The organism is Pseudonocardia sp. GCM10023141, from assembly GCF_042653605.1.
Window position 1 is genome coordinate 49,269 of record NZ_JBHSIR010000028.1, and the last position, 20,152, is coordinate 69,420.

The 20,152-nt window shown below is 73.5% G+C and carries 18 protein-coding genes; 4 read left to right on the top strand and 14 right to left on the bottom strand.

What is annotated here, in order from left to right; translation table 11 throughout:
• The first annotated feature begins 70 nt into the window (after positions 1-70).
• The gene (locus ACFPFQ_RS17190; RefSeq protein WP_379619878.1) at positions 71-2,671 is read left to right on the top strand and encodes a LuxR C-terminal-related transcriptional regulator; all 2,601 of its coding nucleotides are present in this window, start codon (positions 71-73) and stop codon (positions 2,669-2,671) included.
• Positions 2,672-2,679: 8 nt separating this feature from the next.
• Here ACFPFQ_RS17190 and ACFPFQ_RS17195 read toward each other — a convergent pair whose 3' ends face one another.
• Genes ACFPFQ_RS17195 through ACFPFQ_RS17205 form a run of 3 tightly spaced genes read right to left on the bottom strand, consistent with a single transcriptional unit; the run spans position 2,680 to position 5,962 of the window.
• The gene (locus tag ACFPFQ_RS17195) at positions 2,680-3,828 is read right to left on the bottom strand and encodes an alpha/beta hydrolase-fold protein (RefSeq protein WP_379619880.1); all 1,149 of its coding nucleotides are present in this window, start codon (positions 3,826-3,828) and stop codon (positions 2,680-2,682) included.
• Positions 3,825-4,742 (bottom strand): hypothetical protein, encoded by a 918-nt coding sequence (locus ACFPFQ_RS17200; protein ID WP_379619882.1) that lies wholly within the window; start codon positions 4,740-4,742, stop codon positions 3,825-3,827. Before ACFPFQ_RS17200 ends, ACFPFQ_RS17195 begins: the two co-directional genes overlap by 4 nt.
• Complete coding sequence (locus ACFPFQ_RS17205) at positions 4,739-5,962, bottom strand: ATP-grasp domain-containing protein (RefSeq protein ID WP_379619884.1); 1,224 nt, start codon at positions 5,960-5,962, stop codon at positions 4,739-4,741. The genes ACFPFQ_RS17200 and ACFPFQ_RS17205 overlap by 4 nt, the downstream gene beginning before the upstream one ends.
• 63 nt (positions 5,963-6,025) lie before the next feature.
• Between ACFPFQ_RS17205 and ACFPFQ_RS17210 the strand changes: the two genes are divergently transcribed.
• The gene (locus ACFPFQ_RS17210; protein ID WP_379619886.1) at positions 6,026-6,805 is read left to right on the top strand and encodes a dioxygenase; all 780 of its coding nucleotides are present in this window, start codon (positions 6,026-6,028) and stop codon (positions 6,803-6,805) included.
• A gap of 23 nt (positions 6,806-6,828) precedes the next feature.
• Here ACFPFQ_RS17210 and ACFPFQ_RS17215 read toward each other — a convergent pair whose 3' ends face one another.
• A complete protein-coding gene (locus ACFPFQ_RS17215; RefSeq protein ID WP_379619888.1) occupies positions 6,829-8,499 on the bottom strand; it encodes an acyl-CoA dehydrogenase family protein in 1,671 nt (556 codons plus the stop codon).
• 75 nt (positions 8,500-8,574) lie between these two features.
• Here ACFPFQ_RS17215 and ACFPFQ_RS17220 point away from each other — a divergent pair, with 75 nt between their 5' ends.
• Positions 8,575-9,351 carry a PaaX family transcriptional regulator C-terminal domain-containing protein gene (locus tag ACFPFQ_RS17220; protein ID WP_379619890.1) on the top strand — a complete coding sequence of 259 codons (777 nt, stop codon included), beginning with the start codon at positions 8,575-8,577 and terminating at the stop codon, positions 9,349-9,351.
• On the opposite strand, the gene ACFPFQ_RS17225 is transcribed toward ACFPFQ_RS17220, so the two are convergent.
• From ACFPFQ_RS17225 to ACFPFQ_RS17245, 5 genes are all read right to left on the bottom strand, one after another.
• Positions 9,335-9,859, bottom strand: a complete 525-nt coding sequence (locus ACFPFQ_RS17225) for an SRPBCC family protein (protein ID WP_379619892.1) — start codon at positions 9,857-9,859, stop codon at positions 9,335-9,337. The genes ACFPFQ_RS17220 and ACFPFQ_RS17225 overlap by 17 nt on opposite strands.
• Positions 9,859-10,578: a TetR/AcrR family transcriptional regulator gene (locus ACFPFQ_RS17230; protein WP_379619894.1), complete on the bottom strand. Its 720-nt coding sequence runs from the start codon at positions 10,576-10,578 to the stop codon at positions 9,859-9,861. The genes ACFPFQ_RS17225 and ACFPFQ_RS17230 overlap by 1 nt, the downstream gene beginning before the upstream one ends.
• Positions 10,579-10,643: 65 nt before the next feature.
• Entirely contained in the window at positions 10,644-12,056 is a 1,413-nt protein-coding gene (locus ACFPFQ_RS17235; RefSeq protein WP_379619896.1) for an NAD(P)/FAD-dependent oxidoreductase, read from the bottom strand.
• A gap of 94 nt (positions 12,057-12,150) precedes the next feature.
• Entirely contained in the window at positions 12,151-12,945 is a 795-nt protein-coding gene (locus ACFPFQ_RS17240; RefSeq protein ID WP_379619898.1) for an SDR family NAD(P)-dependent oxidoreductase, read from the bottom strand.
• A 58-nt stretch (positions 12,946-13,003) separates the two neighbouring features.
• Entirely contained in the window at positions 13,004-13,843 is an 840-nt protein-coding gene (locus tag ACFPFQ_RS17245; RefSeq protein WP_379619900.1) for an SDR family oxidoreductase, read from the bottom strand.
• Between the two features lie 94 nt (positions 13,844-13,937).
• Between ACFPFQ_RS17245 and ACFPFQ_RS17250 the strand changes: the two genes are divergently transcribed.
• Positions 13,938-14,501, top strand: a complete 564-nt coding sequence (locus ACFPFQ_RS17250; protein WP_379619902.1) for a TetR/AcrR family transcriptional regulator — start codon at positions 13,938-13,940, stop codon at positions 14,499-14,501.
• Between the two features lie 20 nt (positions 14,502-14,521).
• Here the strand turns inward: ACFPFQ_RS17250 and ACFPFQ_RS17255 are convergent, their stop codons facing one another.
• The 5 genes from ACFPFQ_RS17255 to ACFPFQ_RS17275 form a co-directional block, all read right to left on the bottom strand.
• The gene (locus ACFPFQ_RS17255) at positions 14,522-16,060 is read right to left on the bottom strand and encodes a hypothetical protein (RefSeq protein ID WP_379619904.1); all 1,539 of its coding nucleotides are present in this window, start codon (positions 16,058-16,060) and stop codon (positions 14,522-14,524) included.
• Positions 16,061-16,146: 86 nt separating this feature from the next.
• A complete protein-coding gene (locus ACFPFQ_RS17260) occupies positions 16,147-16,827 on the bottom strand; it encodes a pentapeptide repeat-containing protein (RefSeq protein ID WP_379619908.1) in 681 nt (226 codons plus the stop codon).
• Positions 16,828-16,881: 54 nt separating this feature from the next.
• Positions 16,882-17,502: a LuxR C-terminal-related transcriptional regulator gene (locus ACFPFQ_RS17265; RefSeq protein WP_379619910.1), complete on the bottom strand. Its 621-nt coding sequence runs from the start codon at positions 17,500-17,502 to the stop codon at positions 16,882-16,884.
• Positions 17,478-18,581: a GAF domain-containing sensor histidine kinase gene (locus ACFPFQ_RS17270; protein ID WP_379619912.1), complete on the bottom strand. Its 1,104-nt coding sequence runs from the start codon at positions 18,579-18,581 to the stop codon at positions 17,478-17,480. Before ACFPFQ_RS17270 ends, ACFPFQ_RS17265 begins: the two co-directional genes overlap by 25 nt.
• Positions 18,581-20,122 carry a class I adenylate-forming enzyme family protein gene (locus ACFPFQ_RS17275; protein WP_379619914.1) on the bottom strand — a complete coding sequence of 514 codons (1,542 nt, stop codon included), beginning with the start codon at positions 20,120-20,122 and terminating at the stop codon, positions 18,581-18,583. The genes ACFPFQ_RS17270 and ACFPFQ_RS17275 overlap by 1 nt, the downstream gene beginning before the upstream one ends.
• Positions 20,123-20,152: the final 30 nt, after the last annotated feature.

A 20,152-nucleotide genomic window follows, 5' to 3' on the forward strand; every position in this document is an offset into this window, starting at 1 on the left:
GGCAGTGTGATCGGGCACACCTACCGAAACGGCGGGTTCCGGCGGCGGCCGATCCCCGTACGCTGCCGCAGTGCCTGGGCTGTGGCCATTGGTCGGACGGGCCGAGGAGCTGCGGCTCATCGGCGGTCCGCAACGGCGCCACCGCGGCGTGCTGCTCGCCGGTGCGGCCGGGGTCGGCAAGACGCGCCTGGCCCGCGAGGCGGTGGCCGTCGCGCGGCGGCGCGGCGGGAAGATCCACTGGGTTGCGGCCACCGCGTCGTCGCGGGAGATGCCGCTGGGGGTGTTCGCACCGCTCGTCGGGCCGCTGCCCGTCCACGGCTCCGTGGACGTGCTGCGCGTCGCCACGGCCGCGGTGCGCGCGGGCATCGGCGCCTCCCAGGTGGTTCTCGCGATCGACGACGGGCACCTGCTCGACGACCTGTCCGCCGCCGTCGTGCACCAGCTGGTGCTCGACACGTCCACCACGGTCGTGATGACGGTGCGCTCCGGCGAACCGACGCCCGACGCCGTTAGCGCGCTGTGGCGCGACGGGCACCTGCCGCGGCTGGAGCTGCAACCGCTCTCGGCAACCGAGACCGTGAACCTGCTCGAGGCGGTGCTCGGCGGACCGTTGGAGAGCACCGCCGCCCGGAGCCTGTGGCGCATCACCGGCGGCAACCCGCTCTACCTGCGCCACCTCGTCGACGGGGAGCGCGACGCCGGGCGGCTGCGTCCCACCGGCGGGGTGTGGCGCTGGCACGGTGACCCGCAGCTCAGCCCGGGCCTCACGGAGATCGTCCGCGACCGGATCGGCTCGCTGTCGGGAGCCGAGCACGACGTGCTCGACCTGCTCGCGCTGGCCGAACCCGTCGAGGTCGCCGCGTTGGCGCGGCTCACCGAGCCCGGCGCGGTCGAACGCGCGCAGAGCCGCCGGATCGTCGACGTCACGCGCGAGGGCGGCCTGCTGCAGGCCCGGCTGGCACATCCGCTCTACAGCGAGGTGCGGCGCGCTGACTGCGGTCAGCTGCGGGCCCGGCGGCTGCGCGGGCGGCTCGCGCGGGAGCTGCGCGGCACGGGCCGCGACCGCACCGCGGACCTGCTGCGGCTGGCCGTGCTGAGCATCGACTCCGACCTGCCCGCCGACCCCGAGCTGTTCTCCGACGCGGCACGGGCCGCCGCCGGCCTGGCCGACATCGCGCTGGCCCAGCAGCTCGCGAAGGCCGCCATCGCCGCAGGTGGCGGCTTCGAACCGAAGCTGACGCTGGCAACGGTCCGGGTGGGGCTCGTGCTCGACGTCGACCCCGACGCCGAGTTCATCGACGTCGCCGCGGCCGCCCGCACCGACGAGGAGCGGGTGCGGGCGGCGGTGCCCCACATCGGCCACCTCGCCTTCATGGTCAACCGCCCCGCCGACGCGCTGGCCGTGCTCACCGCGGCGCACGACACCGTCGCCGACCCGCTGCTGCGCCACGAGCTGGCGGCGGTGCGCGTCGCGGTGGCGGCGATCCACGGCGACCGCGACGCCGCTCTCGAGCTCGGGAACGCGCTGCTCGCCGAGCCCGGCCTGTCCGCCACCGCCGTCACCCATCTCTGCTACGGCCTGGTGGTCATCCACGTGCTGGGCGGCCACGCCGAAGCCGCCGGGCCGCTCGCCGCCCGCGGCGTCGAGGCCGCGGGGCGTTCGGGCAACCACGCGTGGCTCATGACCCCGATCACGGCGTGGTTCCTCCTCGGCCTGCAGCTGTCCGGGGAGCTCACCCGGGCCGCCGAGCTCGCCGCACTCGGGCTGCTCGGCCCCGCCGGGGAACCGATGGCCGCGGCATCCGTCAGCCTGGCTGTCGGGCACGTCGAGCTGTCGCGCGGCCGGGTCGGCACCGCCCTGCGCCGCATCCGGGAGGCCCATGCCGGGATGGCGGGCCGCGGCGACGCGGGCGGATGGGGCCGGGTCTGCCTCATCGACCTCGTGCAGGCACTGGCGCTGGCCGCCGATCCCGGGTCGCGCGCCGCGCTGGCCGAGATGCACGCCGCGCCGCCGTCGGCGTTCACCGCGTTCGACCCGGCCGCGGCACTGGCGGCGGCCTGGGTCGACGCCGCCGACGGCGCGGTCACCGTGGCCGCCCGTGGCGCTCGGGGCGCGGCCGCGCTCGCGGCGCACCGTCGCCAGCCCTACGACGAGGTGATCGCCCTGCACGAGGCGGTCCGCTTCGGCGACCGGACCGCGGCCCCGCGCCTGCGGGAACTCGCCGCGCAGGTCGACGGGCCGCGCGCCGCCGCAGCCGCCCGGCACGCCGCCGCGTGGGCCGCCGACGACGCCGACGGCCTGCTGGCCGCGTCGGAGGAGCTCGAACGGATCGACGCGCTGCTGCCGGCCGCGGACGCCGCAGCCCAGGCCGTCGCCGTGCACGTGCGCCACGACCGCCGCGGATCGGCCGCCGCGGCGGTCACCCGCGTGCAGCGCCTGGTCGCGGCCTGCGAGGGCGGCACCACCCCGGCGATCATCGCCGCGCTGATCCCGTTGCCGCTCTCGGAACGCGAGCGTGAGGTCGGCACGCTCGCGGCGGCGGGGCTGACCAACCGGGAGATCGCCGGGCGGCTCGCCGTCTCGGTGCGCACCGTGGAGGGCCACGTCTACCGGGTCTGCCGCAAGCTCGGCGTCGAGCGCGGCGGCCTGGGCGCGGTGCTGCGGGGCTGAGGCACGTCCTACTCGTAGATGAGTTTCTGCGGTCCCGGGTAGATCCACGACAGCGCGTCACGCAGGGTGTCGCGCCAGTTCTCCCAGTTGTGCCCGTCACGCGTCTCGACGAATCGCACGGACATGCCCGTCGACTCGAACGTCGGCACCATCGACCGGTTCGGCACGATCAGCGGCTCGTACACCCCGCAGCTGACGAACAGCCGGTCGGCGACCCGCCGCGGCCGCTCCCGGTAGCGGTTGACGAACTTGACGACGGGGTCGAACGCCGGGCCGCCGCCGTGGTCGGACGGGATGTCGGTGAACACGAACGAGCCCGACATGAGCGCGAGGGCGCCGTAGGTCTCCGGTGACCGGTAGGCCGTGGTGAGCGACGCGACGGCACCGAAGCTGGAGCCCAGCAGGCACCTCCCGGAGCGCTGTGCCAGCAGCGGCAGCCTGTCCTCCAGCGCCCCCAACAGCTCGGACGTGACGAACCGGGCGTGCGCCGCCGAGTTGGCGTACTCGACGAGCCGGTCGCCGGGGTAGCTGAACGCCACCACCACGTCGGCGACGTCGAGGCGGTGGATGAGGTTGTCGAGCACCGTCTTCGCCGCCGCGTACTGCAGGAAGTCACCGCCGTCGTGCACCACCAGCAGCGGGTAGGACGTGCTGCGCCGAAAGCGCGCCGGCAGGTACACCGTGACCCGCGCGTCGCGGCGCAGCGCGCGGCTCGGGATCGTCAGCTCCACCAGCTCGCCCGGGCGCGCGTCCGGATCGAAGACCGTCTCGTCCGGCGTGAGGTAGCCCTGCGCGAAGCACACCGACGAGCTGCCCATCGGGCTGTAGGACAGGTGCGGGTTCAGCGTGTCGTTGCCGCGCTCGTAGTGCTCGCCGCGGCGCACCTCGATCTGGTAGTTGATCCGCGAGCGCTCGGGCAGCTCCAGCACCAGGAACCACAGGTCGGTGCCGTGGATGCGGCGCAGCGGCAGCTTCTCGGGCAACCCGACGATGCGCTGCACCACGTGCACCTCGTCGGCGTCGCCGCGGTGGAGGAACGTGCACCGGCGCTCCTCGACGATCGGCGCCGGGTGCGCGTCGAGGAACGCGTCGACGGCCGCAGCGTCCGGGCCGGCGGCGCGCAGCCGGTTGATGGCGAGCTGCCGGGAGGTGGTCACGAGACGAGCTCCTCGATCCGACCGTCGGCCGCGACGACCCGCGCGCCCGCCGGGAGCGCCCCGCCCGCTCCGAGGTCGACGCGCACACCGTCGTCGAGCACGACGAGCCGCGCCGGGGCGGTGCGGCTCGCGAGCACCGCGAGCCGCGCGTGGTCGTCGGTCTGCAACCGGCGCCGGGCATGGGGCAGCAGCACGCAGCCGGGGAGGACACCGAGCCCGGCGTCGAGGAACTCCGGGTGCGTCGGCCCGTGCGGGGCGCGGTCGTGGAACAGCAGCACGCGATCGGTCAGCGCCATCGCCCCGGCCGACCACGCGATCACCGTGCCCGGCACGCGCGGACCCACCGCGAACAGCCGCAGCAGGTGCAGCAGCACCCCCACGTGCCCACCCGCCACGGCCAGCGCCGCCGCGCCGTCGAGCACGCCCGCGACCTGCGCGCGGTGCTCCGCGATCGCCTCCCGCCCGGCGGGGGGCCAGGCCTCACCGAAGTCGGCCCGCGCCAACGCCACGCGCGTGAGGTGCCGCTCGTCGATGTCCCGGACGGCCGCAGCGGCGTCGGCGCGCACCAGCGCGCGCACCGGATCGGGCCCGCCGTGCGCGTCGATCTCCGCCAACGCCCGCAGCGCGCCGTCGAGCTGCAGCAGGTAGAGCTCCTGCAGCTGCGCGAGCGCGGCGCGGTGGCTGCGCTCGGCCACGGCGAAGTCGGGGTCGCGCTCCAGCACGTCGAGCCAGCGCGCGTGCAGGGCGAGGTTGGTGCTGGTCCCGCCGAGCAGCCCCGTGAGCTCGGCGTCGTCGGGTTCGCGCTCCTGCCAGCCCGCCGTCACCGTGACGACGGGTCCCGCCAGCTCCAGGGTCTCGACGACGTGGCCGAGTGTCGGGCGCCGTTGCGGGCCCAGCAGTACGAGTCGGGTCATCGGGCGTGCACGTGCACCGTTCGGCCGACGTCGTCGAGCATCTCGTGCAGCACGTCGTAGTCGGGGTGCTGCATCCGGACGTAGGCGTTGGCCATGAAGCCGGCCGCCACCGGCTGCGTCGGCGTGCCGGGCGGGGGCAGGTGCGCGTCGATCACCCACTCCCCCGAGCGCGCCTGGATCTCCTCGACGCCGGAGTAGCCGCTGATCTGCCCGTCCTGCTCGGGGCGCAGCGCGATCAGCCCGGACGCCAGCCGGCGCGAGGGCCGCGCGTCGGTGTGCGCTTCGATGATCGTGTTGGCCCACTCGCGGTAGATGTCCATGTCGTTGCCCACCGCGTAGAGGTCCCACGCGCCGACGCCGGGCGGGCGGGCCCCGATCTCGGAGAACCGCAGGCCCTTGGGCCCGAAGAACCACTCCATGTGGGTGGCGCTCGTGCCGATGCCGAGCGCGGCGTTGACGCGCGCACCCATCTCGCGCAGCTGCTGGTAGTCGGGCTCGCTGTCGACCCGGTTGGTGGAGATGAACTGCGGGGAGATCCACCGCTCGCGCATGGCCTCGAGCACCGTCGGGAAGTAGTGCGAGACGAAGTCCATCCGGACCTCGCCGTCGACCGACAGCGTGTCGTAGAAGCCCTCGTGGCCCTCCACGAACTCCTCCACGGCGATCGAGCGCGCGCCCCGGTCACCGAACTGCTGCAATGCGGCCGCCAGCTGGTCCGGGCCGTCGACGCGGGTGGTGTCGAGCGCACCGGCGCCGTCGCGCGGCTTGAGGATCAGCGGGTAGCCGGCGGCAGCGGCGAACGCGTGCACCTGCTCGGGGTTGTCGGCGGCGGTGGACGCGGCCGTCGGCACGCCGGCCGCGCGCAGCGCCTCCTTCATCGACGGCTTGTCGCGACACAGCCAGGCCGTGCGCACCGAGGTGCCCGGGATCGTGCAGGCCTCGCGGGTGTAGGCGGCGGCCATGGTGTGCGACTCGATGGTGGCCTCGAGCCGGTCGACCCAGACCGTGTCCTGGATGTAGCGCACCACATCGGTCATGATCCCGGCGTCGACGACGGTGGCCACCTGGTGGTACTCCGACAGCCGGCCGCGCACGTCGTCGTCGAGCCGGTCGGCAGGCCGCTCCCCCACCCCGATCACCGTGGCCCCCGCCTCGGCGAGGGCGCGCACGAACTGCTTCTGCGTCGGAGGGAAGGACGGCTCGACGAAGACGACGTTCACGCCAGGCAGGGTAGCCCGGGTCCAGGGTGTACCCTAGTTGAGAGTTCAACTTTGGAGGATGGCGTGAGCGAGCCTCGCACCCCGGTCCTGTACCTCAGCCACGGTGCCCCACCACTGGCCGACGATCCGATCTGGACGGGGCAGCTGGCCGCCTGGTCGAAGGACCTGCCCCGCCCCCGCGCGATCCTCATGGTGTCGGCGCACTGGGAGGAGGCGCCGCTGACGCTCGGCGCCACCACCACCGTGCCGCTCGTCTACGACTTCGGCGGCTTCCCCCAGCACTACTACGAGGTCCGGTACCGCGCGCCGGGTGCCCCCGACCTCGCCGCGCGCGTGCGCGGGCTCGTGCACTCCGCCGCCACCCCCGTGCACGACGCCCCGGCGCGCGGCCTCGACCACGGCGCCTACGTCCCGCTCGTGGAGATGTTCCCCGAGGCCGACGTGCCCGTGCTGCAGATGTCGATGCCGACGCTCGACCCCACGGCGCTGCTGGAGATCGGGCGCAAGCTCGCCCCGCTGCGCGACGAGGGCGTGCTGATCGTCGGGAGCGGCTTCTTCACCCACAACCTGCGCGGCATGGTCGGCGACCCCGCAGGCGCCCCGGCCGCCTGGTCGCGGGAGTTCGACGACTGGGGCCACCACGCGCTCGACGACGGCGACATCGATGCGCTGCTCGACTTCGAGCACCGGGCCCCGGCCGCGCACGCCGCCCACCCGTACACCGAGCACTTCGCGCCGCTGTTCGTCACGCTCGGCGCCGGCGCCGACGAGCTCGACACCCAGCGCACCGTCATCGACGGCTTCTGGCACGGGCTGGCGAAGCGGTCGGTCCAGATCGGCTGACCCGCCCGTCAGGCGGCCAGTTCTCAGGCAGGCAGGCCCGACAGCGCCCGATCCAGGATCGCGCCGGTGTCGGCCGCGGCCGGGAGCGTGCCGTAGGCGTGGCCCCAGTCGCCGCCGAGCCGGGTGGCGCAGAACGCGTCGGCGACCGCTGCCGGGGAGTGGCGCACCAGCAGCGATCCCTGCAGCGTCAGCGCCATCAGCTCGACGAGCCGCCGCGCACGACCCTCGATGCCGTCGGTGTCGGCGAGCTCGCGGCCGAGCCGGTCGGTCGCCGCGTCGAGATGGCGGTCGGCGCCGCGGGTGAGCGCCAGCTCGGCCAGCAGCGCCTGCGCGGTCTCGGGCTCGCGGCCCAGCGCGCGCAGCACGTCCAGGGCGTTGACGTTGCCGGAGCCCTCCCAGATCGAGTTCAGCGGCGCCTCCCGGTAGAGCCGTGGCATCCCGGAGTCCTCGACGTAACCGTTGCCGCCCAGGCACTCCAGCGCCTCCGCGGTGAAGCCCGGAGCCCGCTTGGACACCCAGTACTTGCCGATCGCGACACCGATCCGCCGGAAGGCGCGCTCGCCGTCGTCGCCGTGCAGCGCCCGGTCGGCACTGCCGGCCAGGCGCATGGCCAGCGTCGTGGCGGCCTCGGACTCCAGCGCCAGGTCGGACAGGACGTTGCGCATCAGCGGCTTGTCGATGAGCAGCCCGCCGAACGCGCTGCGGTGCCGCACGTGGTGGGCGGCCTCGACCAGCGCCTTGCGCATGAGCGCGGCCGACCCGACGGCCACGGCGAGCCGGGTGCTGGCCACCATCTCGATGATCACCCGCACGCCGCGGCCCTCCGGCCCGACGAGCCAGCCGACCGTGTCGTCGAACTCGGGCTCGGACGAGGCGTTGCTGCGGTTGCCGAGCTTGTCCTTGAGCCGCTGGATGCGGAACGTGTTGCGGGTGCCGTCGGGCAGGATCCGCGGTACGAGGAAGCACGACAGGCCGCCCGGCGCCTGCGCGAGCACCAGGAAGACGTCGCACATCGGGGCCGAGGTGAACCACTTGTGGCCGCGCAGGCAGTAGGCGCCCGGCTCGCCGGTGGGCGTGGCCGTGGTGGTGTTGGTGCGGACGTCGGAGCCGCCCTGCTTCTCGGTCATGCCCATGCCGGCCAGCAGCCCGCGCTTGGTGGTGGGCACCCGCAGGCCCGGGTCGTAGATGCGGCTGGTGAGCAGCGGCTCGTAGATCGCGGCCAGTGCGGGCTCGTTGCGCAGGGCGGGCACCACGGCGTAGGTCATGATCACCGGGCAGCCGTGCCCGGCCTCGGTGTGGCTCCACGCGTGGGTGGTGGCGGCCCAGGCGACGTGCGCGCCCGGCCGGTCGTCGGCCCAGACCGAACCGGCACCGCCGTCGGCCACCGCGGTGTCCATCAGCCGGTGGTAGCTGTGGTGGAACTCCACCTCGTCGATGCGGTTGCCGTAGCGGTCGTGCGTGCGCAGCACCGGTGCGAACCGGTTGGCCTCCTCCGACCACTGCTGCGCCTCGGCACTGCCGGCCTTGCGGCCGATGCGGCGCAGCTCCGCCTCCGCCCAGCCGCCACCCTCGCGGCGCAGGCCCTCCAGCAGCGCGGCGTCGGCGGCCGCGTCGTAGTCCAGGAGCGGCGGCACCTGGTTGGTGACGTCGTGGGTGGCGGACCGCTGCGGTGCGGGCGTGAGCATGGAGGCCATGCCTTCGACATTACGTCTCTTCAACAACCGCGCATAGACTGTAATGTCAGGGGTGAGCGCCGGTACTGTTCCGCCATGACCGCAGGCCCCGACGATCGCGTGCTCCTGCGGCCGCTCACGGCCCGTTCGATCGTGCTGAGCCTGCTGCTGGGCAGCCATCCACCGCAGCTCCCGGTGAACCGGATCGTGCGCGCCGTGGAGCCGTTCGGCGTCGCGGAGTCCACGGTGCGCGTCGCCGTGAGCCGGATGGTCGCCGCGGGTGACCTGCTCCGCGCCGGCGGCACCTACCGGCTCAGCGAGCGACTGCTCGATCGGCAGGCCCGCCAGGACGATGCGGTGGGCCCGGAGACGGTGGCGTGGCACGGCGACTGGGAGCTGGTGGTGATCACTGCGGTGGGTCGCGACCCGGCCGACCGCGCGGCACTGCGGACCCAGCTGGCGGCACTGCGGCTCGCCGAGCTGCGCGAGGGCATCTGGATGCGCCCGGCCAACCTCCGCCGCGCCTGGCCGTCCCACCTCGATGCGGTGCTGCGCCGGTTCACCGGCCGTCCCGACGACGACCCGTCGACGCTGGCGGCGCAGCTCTGGGACGCGCCGGGCTGGGCCACCACGGCACGCGCGCTGCTGCACCACCTCGACTCGGCCGAGCACCCCGGGGAGCGGTTCACCGCGGCAGCGGCGGCGGTACGCCACCTGCTCACCGACCCGGTACTGCCGCCCGCGCTGCTGCCGCCCGACTGGCCGGGCGACACGCTGCGTGCGCGCTACACCGCCTACCAGCACGAGACCGCCTACCAGCACGAGACCGCCGCCGCCCAGCTCATCGACGGGCAGCTCACCGACCGGGGCTGACCACGCTGTCGTAGTGGCGCACGGTGTCGCGCTCGAACGAGGTGAACAGGCGCTCGACGGCCGGGCGTGCGAGCCGCACCGCAGAGCCCGCCCACGGCTTCGGCTCGAACGCGAACGTCCAGGTCAACCGGCAACCGGCAGCCGTCTCCTCGACGAGGTAGTCCTCGGCGAAGCGGTGCAGTGCCGGCACGCTGGCCTGCTCGACGGCGAAGCTGTGGCGCCGCTGCCCCTCGTCCCAGCGGAAGTAGCGCTCCTTGAGCACGACCGGACCGCCGAACGGCACCGACACGCCCACCGGCACGGTGCGCGTGGCACCGATCCCGTGCGGCGGCGGCGAGGTCCAGGTGATGCGACCGAGCATGCGACACCAGGACAGCGGCGTCTCGCTCGCCAGGTCGGCCCAGACGCGCTCGGCCGGCACCGGCAGGTCGATCGGATAGGCGTAGCGGTGGGGCGCGGTGGTGAGGAAGTCCGCGTCACACGCGGCGAGGGCGAACCAGGGACGCATCACGATCTCCGGTCTGTGGGCACCTGACTCTCGATGAAGAAGATCAACGAGTCGACCGCGGCATCGTAGATGCTGTCGTCGGTGACCGCGACGAGAGCGGTCGCGTGTTCGCGCGTGGCGGGGAAGTCGGCGTGCGGCATCCCGGCATAGACGCGTGACCAGGCACTGGCGTCCTTCTCGATGATCTCGGGTGGGAGCGTGCGCACCGTCGCGGACATCCCGCCCAGCGACAGCAGCGTGTCGATGAACAACCGGTACAGCAGCACCACCCGCTCCGGCGGCAGGCCGAGCGGGGCCAGCGCCGCGAGGATCATCTCGACGACCTGCCGCTCCGAGGGGCCCCCGGTGGTGCGGGCGAAGACCATGCTGAACACCGCGGGCCGGACGTGCACCTGCCCCAGCAGTGCCGCGGCGATGCGGCGCAGGACGTCGCGCCAGTCCTCGCTCGCAGCAGGATCGGCGTTCGCAGGGGAATCGGCACGCAGGTCGGCGAGCACCTGGCCGATCATCCGGTCGCCGATGGCGAGCACCAGCTCGTCCTTGTCCCGGAAGTGGCGGTAGAACGCCGTGGCGTCCACCCCCATCTCGCGCCCCAGCCTGCGCATGGTCAGCGCGGCGGGCCCCTCCCGCTCGGCCAGGTCGAGCGCGGTGGTGACGATGTGGTGCGCGCTCAGCGCGGTGCCGGGCGTGGTGGCCGGTGCCGTCGCGGGATCCTGCACCCGTCCATCGTGGCACAACGCGATGACAACACCGTTGACACCAACGTTCCGGGCCGGCAGCGCCCTCAGGAGTCGAAGCCCAGGCCCATGCGGTCCAGCGTGCGCAGCCAGAGGTTGCGGCGGCCCTGCTGCGCGTCGGCGCGCTGCAGCGACCAGCGCGTCAGCTGCACGCCCGCCCAGCGCAGCGGCTCGGGCGGCAGGGGCAGCGGCATCGTGTTCATCAGCGCGAGCCGGGAGCGGTCGGTGTAGCGGCCGTAGAGCTTGTCGAGCGCGACGCCCGCGACGAACCGGGTGGCACCGACGCCGAGGCCGGTGAACCCGGCCGCATAGGCGACCTTCCCGCCGAGTGCCGTGCCGACGAACGGGCAGAACCGGCTGCAGGCGTCGATCACCCCACCCCAGCGGTGGCTGAACCGGACGTCCTCGAGCTGCGGGAACGTCGCGAAGAAGTGGCGTGCCAGCGTCCCGAACGTCTCCTGTCGCACGGTCAGCTCCGCGCGTACCGGCCCGCCGTAGTAGTAGACGGCGTCGTAACCGCCCCAGAGGATCCTGTTGTCGGCGGTGAGCCGGTAGTAGTGGAACTGGTTGGCCCCGTCGCCGATGCCCTGCCGGTTGGTCCAGCCGATCGACGCGAGCTGCGCAGGCGTGAGCGGTTCGGTGGCGAGCACGTAGTCGTAGACGGGGAACACGTAGTTGCGCAGCCGCCGCAGCAGCGGCGGGAACGCGTTGGTGGCGAGCAGTGCCCGCGCCGCCCGCACCCGCCCGTACGGGGTGTGGACGACGACGGTGCCGCGCTCGGTGGAGAGCCGCTGCGCGGGCGTCCACTCGTGGATGCGGACGCCGAGCGCCGAGCAGGCGCGGCGCAGCCCGTGCGCGAGCCCCACCGGGTCGAGCATCGCGACCGCGCGTGGCATCTCGAGCGCGCCCAGGTAGGTCGGCGAGTCGACCTGCGCCCGGGTCTCCACGGCCGAGAGCATCCGCACGTCATGGCCGAGCGCCCCCGCCAGCGCCGCCGAGCGCTCCAGCTCGGCGAGCTGCCACGGCGCGGTGGCGACGTCGAGCTCACCGGAGCGCCGGAAGTCGCAGTCGATCCCGTAGGTCGCGACGGCGGCCTCTATCGCGTCCAGGTTGGCCAGGCCGTGCGCCTCAAGCTCGGGCATCTCGGCGGCGAAGCGCTCCACCCCGTTGGTGATGCCGTGGGTCAGGCTGGACGCGCAGAACCCGCCGTTGCGACCGGAGGCCGCCCGACCGCACAGGTCGGCATCGAGCAGCACGACATCGAGCGTGGGGTCGGCCTCCTTCGCCTGCAGCGCCGCCCAGAGGCCGGTGTACCCGCCACCGACGATCACCAGGTCCGCCGTGGTGTCCGCCGTCAGCGTCGGGGTCGGCTCCGGGGCATCGTGCAGGTCGAGCCACAGCGGCCGCGGCACGGCGTCGGCCAGCGCGTCGAGCGGGTGGGTGGGCAGGGAGGTGGTCATGGCCGGGGCCTCACGGGTTCGCTGTGTCAACGTACATGTCAACACCGTTGACACCACCGTGGACACTATCAGCGTGGGACCGGGAAGGGAAAGGTCAGGGCAGGATCGCGTCCACGTAGCCACCGTCCACCCGCAGCGCACCCCCGGTGGTGGCCGACGCGAGGTCCGAGCTCAGGTAGACGACCATGTTGGCGATCTCCGAGGGCTCGATCAGCCGCTGCAGCAACGACTGCGGCCTGCTCTCCCGCATGAACCGCCGCTGCGCCTCGTCCCACTCGACGTCCTCGCCCACCATCTCGGCGACCAGCGCCTCGACGCCGCCGGTGTGCGTGGGCCCCGCCAGCACCGAGTTGACCGTGACGCCGGTGCCCGCCGCGACCTTGGCGAACCCGCGCGTCACCGCGAGCTGCGCCGTCTTCGTGACGCCGTAGTGGATCATTTCCAACGGCGTGACCACCGCCGAGTCACTGGAGATCGACAACACCCGACCGAAGCCGCGCTCCATCATCCCGGGCAGGTACGCCCTGGTCAGGCGCACGCCGGCCAGCACGTTGACCTCGAAGTAGCGCCGCCACTCGGCGTCGTCGATCTCCAGCGCCGGCTGCGCCCCGAAGATGCCCAGGTTGTTCACCAGCACGTCGACCTCCGGCAGGGAGGCCAGCAGGCCGGCCGCCCCCTCGTCGTCGGCGACGTCGGCCGGGATCCCCCGCACGGCGGCCCCCGGGGCGCTCTCCCGGACCCGGCCGACCGCGGCGGCCACCCGGGCGGCATCCCGCCCGTTGACCACGACCTCGGCGCCGGCCTGCGCCAACCCGATGGCGATCGCGTGCCCGATCCCCTGCGTCGAACCGGTGACCAGCGCCGTGCGCCCGCTCAGATCGATGTCCATGCCGTCCGACACTACGATCTTCGTCCGCCCGGAGCCGACCCCGCTCGCCCGGCCGTGATCAGAAGTCCGCCGAGAACGCCGCCACCTTGCCCGCCTCCAGCTCGGCGAGCCGGCCGGTCAGCGCCGCCTGGATCGCCGCGTAGGCGTCGCTGCCCAGCGCCAGCCGTCGGGGGGCGGGCGTGACGTCCGCCGAGGCGATGATCGCCGCCGCCACCCGTTCCGGATCGCCGGGAGCATCGGCCGTGAGGTTGCCGCCCGAGGCGTCGATGTACTGCCGGATCGCGCCGATCGGCGTCTCCGCATACGGCGGAAGCGGCGCGGCGATGTCCAGCGCACCGCCGAAGTCGGTGCGGATGATGCCCGGCTCCACGATCGTGATCGCGATGCCGAACGGGGCGAGCTCGTCGATGACGGTCTCGAAGAAGCCCTCCACCGCCCACTTCGACGCGTGGTAGAGGCTCCCGCCGGGCGTGGTGATCTGCCCACCCATCGAGGACGTCTGGATGAGGCGTCCACCGCCCTGGGCCCGCAGCAACGGCACCGCGGCACGGACGAGCTGCACCGGCGCGGTGAAGTTGAGTGCCAGCTGCTCGTCGATGGCGGCATCGGTCATCTCCTCGGCCGCACCGAAGGCGCCGCGCCCGGCGTTGGAGAAGATCACATCGACCCGGCCGAGCTCGGCGAACACCCGCCCGACCACCGACCGCAGCACAGCGGTGTCGGTGACGTCGAGCTCGGCGCGCCACAGGCGGTCGCCGTGGATCTCCGCGAGGTCGTCGAGGCGTTGCGGCGTCCGCGCGGTCGCCGCGACCCGGTCCCCCCGCTCCAGGAGCTGCCGCGTGACCGCCCGCCCGATGCCCGCCGATGCGCCCGTCACGAACCACGTCGTCGCTGCCATGCCGACCTCCGAAATAAATCCAACCAGATGGTTTATTCAACGTAAGTGGCGCAGCCAGGCATGTCAACCAGGCGGTTGGTTTAAGGTGGGCGCTGTGGCCTACGACTCCGCGGCGACCCGCACCCGGCTGCTGGACGCCGCCCATGCGGAGTTCGTCGAGCGCGGCCTCGCGGGCGCGCGCGTCGACCGGATCGCGGCCGCCGCCGCGGCCAACAAGCAGGCGATCTACGCCTACTTCGGGTCCAAGGACGCCCTGTTCGACGCCGTGCTCGACGCGAAGCTGCGCGTGCTGGCCGATCTCGTGCCGTTCACGCCCGACGACCTGCCCGGCTACATCGGGGCGCTGTTCGACCAGCTCGTCGCCGACCCCGGCCTGCTGCGGCTCACGCAGTGGAAGGCGCTGGAGCGCACCGACGCCTCCCCCACCGAGCTCGCCGCCCACCTGCAGAAGGCCGCCGAGCTCGCCGGCGCCCACGACAGCACCACCGAGCGCGCCATGGACGCGATGATGATCACGCTGGCCGTCGCGCAGGCCTGGAGCACCACCGCCCCCACCATCCGCAACCCCGACGGCTCCGACGAGACGGAGCGCCTGGCCCGCCACCGCGACGCGGTCGTCGCCAGCGCCGCGGCGGTCACCGCGGCGCTGCTGGCCTAGGAGGGTGCTGCCGCGACAGATCAGGCCTCGCGGGTCAGCACCACGGTCTGCGGGTCGGCACCGCACTGCACGACGATCCCGTCGGTGCCCGCGTGTGCCACATCCGCCGTCTCCACCGGGGTGACGGTGCCGCCGTCGACCTGCGCGACGGTGGCGCCGTCGACGTCGAGGCGCCAGCGGCCCTGCCCCAGCGCGCGGCCGATGGTGACGGTGCCGTCACCGGGTACGTCGGAGCGCCGCTGCAGCCGCGTGACGAGCGCTCCGTCGACGATCTCGGCCCGGCTCACGTCGACGTCGCGGTCGACCGCCGTGAGCGCGGGCGCCGCGAAGTGCGCGCGGTCGAGCGGCTTGTTGTAGAGCGTCCAGAGCCCGTCGGGCACGTTGAGCCGCGCGTAGCCGAGCAGCACGTTGCCCGTCATCGGCTCCACCTCGACGAAGTGCCCGCCCGCGTCGTAGGAGGTGTCGTTGCGGGGGTAGTGCCGCCCGCCGTCGGTGACGGTGGGCGCCATGTACCGGTCGGCGTGGTCGAGCAGCCCGTCACGCGTGGCCGTGTCGCCCATCTCCGACGCCCACGCGGCCGTCCAGCCGAAATCGCACCAGTCGTAGTTCATGGGCACGCCCGCGGCCTGGCGCATCGTCGGTCGCACCGAGAGCGTGTCGTCGGGCTCCTGCACGAGCAGGTCGGCGACCTGGCGGGGGTAGTTCTCGTGCACGAACTCGCGGTTCCACATGTTCATCAGCGCGCCGCACCAGGCGTCGACCCAGCCGCTGCGCGCCTCGTTGTCGCGCACCACGTGCGAGTCCTGGAAGATCATCGTGTTGTAGTGCCCACCGGCGTCGAGCCTGCCGAAGTCGGCCCACGCCTTCTCGTAGCCCGCCACGACCTCCTCGGCGCGCGAGCCACCGGAGATCAGGTCGTGCAGCCGGAAGCCGAGGATGGCGGGCTGGTTGCAGATCTGGAAGATGCAGTTGGGTTCGCACGCGACGCCGAGGTACCCGTTCTGCACGAGCTGCCAGTAGAGGTGGTCGTTGAGCGAGTTGCGGTCGTAGGCGAACCGCTTCGGTGCCCCACCCCAGAAGAACGACCAGTGCTCGAACGCCAGTGACTCGGGCTGGGCGTAGGCGTCGCTGTCGAACAGGTAGTCGTGCAGCAGCGCGCACGACTGGACGTAGGCGCTGTACATGATGTTGTCGCGGACGACCGGATCCCACTCCTCACCGAGCTGGTCGGTGAGGTGGGCGTTGAACGGTGCCCCGCCGCGGCTCGTGTCGCGCCAGTAGATCCACACCTCGGGTTCGAGCAGCTTCGTGATCAGCCGCCGGATCGTCGGCTGGAACAGACCGGGCGCGGCGGGCAGCCGGTTGCGGTGCGCCAGCGCCAGCGCGTAGACGGCGTAGGCGAGCTGGAAGCGGTACCCGCCGAAGTCGTCCTGCCCGATGCCCTTGCCCTGCATCCCGGACCAGTCGTTGGGCAGCCGCCGCGACAGGTTGTCGAGATGGCGCAGGTGGCCCGACTGCTCAGCCGTCAGGATCTGCGGGGTCAGGATCTGTTCCGACATGGTGAGCCCTCCTCGGCAACAGTGGCGCGACGGATCGTCGGCCCGTTCGGCGAGCACGGGCACCCCCGTTCAGGTGGGTCGCTCCGTCAGTCGATCACGATCCCGGCCGCGGCCGCGAGCGAGGCCGCCATCGTGGCCAGGCTCGCGTGATCGACGCGGGCGCCTGCCAGCGACCCGATCCCGCTGACCGCGCCGAGATCGCAGTCCACGAACCGCACCCGCCGGACGGTGGCGCCGCCGAACGTGGCGCCCACCAGCGAGCAGCGCGTGAACGTGGCGCCGTGCACCGTGGCCGAGGTGAGGTCGAGCCGCGCCAGGTCGCAGTCGGTGAACCCGGCCGAGCGCAGCGTCGCGAACCGCAACGACAGGCCCGGCAGCACGCAGTCGTCGAACGTCACGTCGTTCCACGCCGCACCCGGGGCCGCGCAGCCGGCGAACCGGCTGCCGCGCGCCGTGGTGCGCTCCCAGCGGGCGTCCCCGAGGTCGACACCCGACCAGTCGCATCCCGTGAGCTCGACGTCGGTCAGCGACAGCTTCGGCAGCTGCCCGCCCACCAGCCGCACCTTCTCCAGCACGGACGTGTCGATCTCGAGATCATCCAGGACCGGGCCGTCGGCCGATCCCGTGATCCGCAGGTGCCGGTGGCGCACCGACTCGTCGAGGTCGGCGAACTCCCGGTCAGTGCGCTCCGGCTCGGCGGCCGCGGCGGCCGCGAGATCCTGCCAGCGGCGCCGGGGACGCCCCGCCGCCGCACCACCTGCCGTCACGTGCACTCCCCACCGTGGCTCCCACCGCCACCGTAGCGGCCGCGGGGAACCCGCTCAGAGCAGGCCGTGGCCGCGCGCGTTGGTGATCACCTGCGCGCGGTTGCGCGCGCCGAGCTTCTGCATCACGTTCTGCAGGTAGGCCTTCACGGTGTTCACGGAGATCCCCAGCTCGGTGCCGATCTCGGCGTTCGTGTTGCCGGACGCGACGAGGCGCAGCACGTCGTACTCGCGCGGCGTGATCGGGGCGTCCAGGTGCCGGGCACCCGCCTGACGCAACGAACCGGTCCGTGCCACCTCGCGCAACGCGTCGCGCAGTGCGGTGCCACCCACGTCCTTGACGAGCAGCCCGCAGGCCCCCGCCGCGAGGCTCGGCGCCACCGCGGCGTGCTCGGGGAACGCCGTGAACAGCAGGATCCGCGACCGCGGGGAGCGCGCCAGCAGCTTCGGGACCACGTCCACGGCCATCATGTCGGGCAGCCGCAGATCCAGCAGCACCACGTCGGGCTGCTCGCGCGCGCAGACCACGACGGCGTCGGACCCGCGCGCCGCGTGCCCGACGATCCGGATGTCGCGGTGCATCCGCAGCTGGGTCGCGACGCCGTCACGGACGACGGGGTGATCATCCACGACGACCACCGTGATCGTCGGGTTCAGCACGACACCCGGGCCCGCCACACCGTGCCACCCTCCGGGTCCGAGGCCACCTGCAGGGACCCGCCCAGCCGGGCGAGCGCGTCGGCGGTGGTGGTCAGCCCGATGCCGCGCACGTGCTCGGGGCCCAGGCCGCGGCCGTCGTCGGTGACGGCCACCGTGACCGCCCCGCCACGCCCACTGACCGTGACGACCACGGCGCCGGCCTGCGCGTGCTTCTCGACGTTGAGCAGCGCCTCACGCACCGCCGCCTGCAGCACCGCGGAGCGCGACGGGGGCAGCGCGGGCGGGTCGTCGTCGAGCAGCACCAGCTCGGCGGGCAGCCCGGTGCGATCGGAGAACGCCCTGCAGTCGGCCCGCAGCGCGACGCCCAGCTCCAGCGCCGATGGTGACGCGCGCAGCGTCCGCAGCGACTCGCGCAGCGCGCTGGTGGCGTCGGCGGCCTGGCGCTGCAGCCGTTCCAGCCGGTCACGCAGCTCGGGGTCGGCGCCCGCGTTCTCGGCGAGGCTCGCCACCCCCGACCCGATCGCGAACAGCAGTGCCCCGACGCTGTCGTGCAGGTCGGCCGCGACCCGGCTGCGCTCCTCGTGCACCGCGACCTGACGGGCCAGGCGCGCCTGCTCCGCGACGGAGACGGCCAGCGCCGCCTGGTCGGCCACGGCGGCGACCCGTTGCACCGCCCGGTCGCCGAAGCGCCCCTCGGTGCGCACACCGACCGCGACGACGCCGAGCGTCGTCCCGTTCCGGATCAGCGGCACCGCGAGCAGCCTGCGGATGCCCTCGGCGTCGATGTGCCGGTCGAAGGTGTGGGTGATCGCGCGCGAGCCGAAGTAGTCGTCCACCCACCCGGGACGGCCCGCGCCGTGCACCTTCCCGGTGAGCCCCAGCCCGCTGGGCACCGCCAGCCCGCGCAGCAGCCCGGTGCTGTCGCCGAGCACCTGCTGCAGCGTCAGGTCGCCGTCCGGGTCACCCGCGCCGGGCCCGGCCACCCACGCGACGTCCGCCCCGTCGTCGACGAGCAGGCGCAGCGCCGCACGCAGGGCCGCGTTGCGGTCCAGGAGCGCGACGAGCTCGGCGTGCTCCGCCCCCGGACCGGCGCCCATCACGGTGCGTAGGACTTGATCAGTTCGCGTCGCATGACCTTGCCGGTGGACGTGGTCGGCAACGCGTCGACGAACCGGACCATGCGAGGCCGCTTGTAGGCCGCCAGCTGCCCGCCCGCGAACGCGATCAGCTCCTCCTCAGTGGCCTGTGCACCCCCGGCGAGCACGACGTAGGCGCAGGCCAGCTCGCCGCGCACCGCGTCCGGGACCGGACCGGCCGCGACCATGGCGACCGCGGGGTGCGCGGCGAGCACCCGCTCGATCTCGGCCGGGTAGACGTTGTACCCACCCGTGATGATCATGTCCTTGCGCCGGTCCACCACGAAGAAGTGCCCCGTGTCGTCGCGCTGGGCGATGTCACCGGTGTGCAGCCAGCCGTCGGGCTCGATGGTCTCGGCGGTGGCCTCGGGGTTGCCGTGGTAGCCCAGCATCACGATCGGGCCGCGCAGCATCAGCTCCCCCGGCGTGCCGGGCGGCGCGTCCCGCGTGACGTCGGTCAGGTCCGCGACCCGCACCTCGACACCGGGCAGCGACACCCCGATCGAACCGGGCACCGCAGGCGCGTGGAGCGCGTGGGTGGTGCCGAGCCCGGAGATCTCCGTCATCCCCCACAGCTCGATCAGCGGCGCGCCCGAGCGCCGCTCCCAGCGCTCGATCGTGGACAGCGGGATCGTCTGGCCGCCCACGGTGCAGCGGGTCAGCGAGCTCAGGTCCGCGGCGGCCAGCTCCGGCGCGGCCAGCATCATCGCGTACATCGCGGGGACACCCTCGAACAGCGTGGCCCGGTGCTCCTCGATCAGCCGCAGGGCCTCGCCGGGCGCGAAGCGGTCCATGAGCACCACCGTGCCACCGGCCAGTATCGTCCCGTTGATCACGACGTTGCCGTAGACGTGCGGCGCCGGCAGTGCCGTGACCACCACGTCGTGCTCGGTGCGCCCGTGCATCGTGGCCGTCAGCGCACAGTTCAGCAGAACGGCCCGGTGGCTCTGCACGGCCCCCTTGGGATGGCCCGTGGTGCCGGAGGTGTAGCCGATCGTGGAGGCCTCCCCCGGCACGACGGTGATCTCCGGCGCCGGCCCGTCGGCGGCCAGCAGCTCGTCGAACGCGACGGCGCCCGCGACGGCCTCCCCACCGGCAGCGCTGCCACCAGCACCGAACGACACGACCGTGCGCAGCTCCGGCAGGTCCCGCGTCAGCTCGACCACCCCCGCGGCGTGGTCGGCGCCGGTGAACACCGCGGCCGCCCCGCAGTCGCGCAGCACGAACGCGAGCTCCTCGGGGGTGAGCATCACGTTCACCGGGTTCACGACCGCGCCCGCCTTGAGGGCGCCGTGGTAGGCCACGACCCACTCCCACCGGTTCTGCGCGTAGAGCGACACCGGCTGTCCCGCCCGGACGCCCCGGGCGTGCAGCGCCGCCGCGACGCGGGAGCTCAGCTCGTCGAGCTCCCGGAACGACAGGGTGCGTGCCGCCGTGACCAGCGCCGGGCGATCACCGAACCGGGCCGCCGCGCGGGGCAGGATGTCACCGGGTCCGTCCATGCTGGTTCCCCTCACCGTCGAGGTCCCGAT

Excerpts from the sequence above, each read along its gene's own strand:
- ACFPFQ_RS17240 (WP_379619898.1), bottom strand. The coding sequence starts at position 12,945 with ATGGACATCGATCTGAGCGGGCGCACGGCGCTGGTCACCGGTTCGACG.
- ACFPFQ_RS17255 (WP_379619904.1), bottom strand. The coding sequence starts at position 16,060 with ATGTCGGAACAGATCCTGACCCCGCAGATCCTGACGGCTGAGCAGTCG.
- ACFPFQ_RS17235 (WP_379619896.1), bottom strand. The coding sequence starts at position 12,056 with ATGACCACCTCCCTGCCCACCCACCCGCTCGACGCGCTGGCCGACGCC.
- ACFPFQ_RS17215 (WP_379619888.1), bottom strand. The coding sequence starts at position 8,499 with ATGGCCTCCATGCTCACGCCCGCACCGCAGCGGTCCGCCACCCACGAC.
- ACFPFQ_RS17200 (WP_379619882.1), bottom strand. The coding sequence starts at position 4,742 with ATGACCCGACTCGTACTGCTGGGCCCGCAACGGCGCCCGACACTCGGC.
- ACFPFQ_RS17220 (WP_379619890.1), top strand. The coding sequence starts at position 8,575 with ATGACCGCAGGCCCCGACGATCGCGTGCTCCTGCGGCCGCTCACGGCC.
- ACFPFQ_RS17275 (WP_379619914.1), bottom strand. The coding sequence starts at position 20,122 with ATGGACGGACCCGGTGACATCCTGCCCCGCGCGGCGGCCCGGTTCGGT.
- ACFPFQ_RS17225 (WP_379619892.1), bottom strand. The coding sequence starts at position 9,859 with ATGCGTCCCTGGTTCGCCCTCGCCGCGTGTGACGCGGACTTCCTCACC.
- ACFPFQ_RS17270 (WP_379619912.1), bottom strand. The coding sequence starts at position 18,581 with ATGGGCGCCGGTCCGGGGGCGGAGCACGCCGAGCTCGTCGCGCTCCTG.
- ACFPFQ_RS17245 (WP_379619900.1), bottom strand. The coding sequence starts at position 13,843 with ATGGCAGCGACGACGTGGTTCGTGACGGGCGCATCGGCGGGCATCGGG.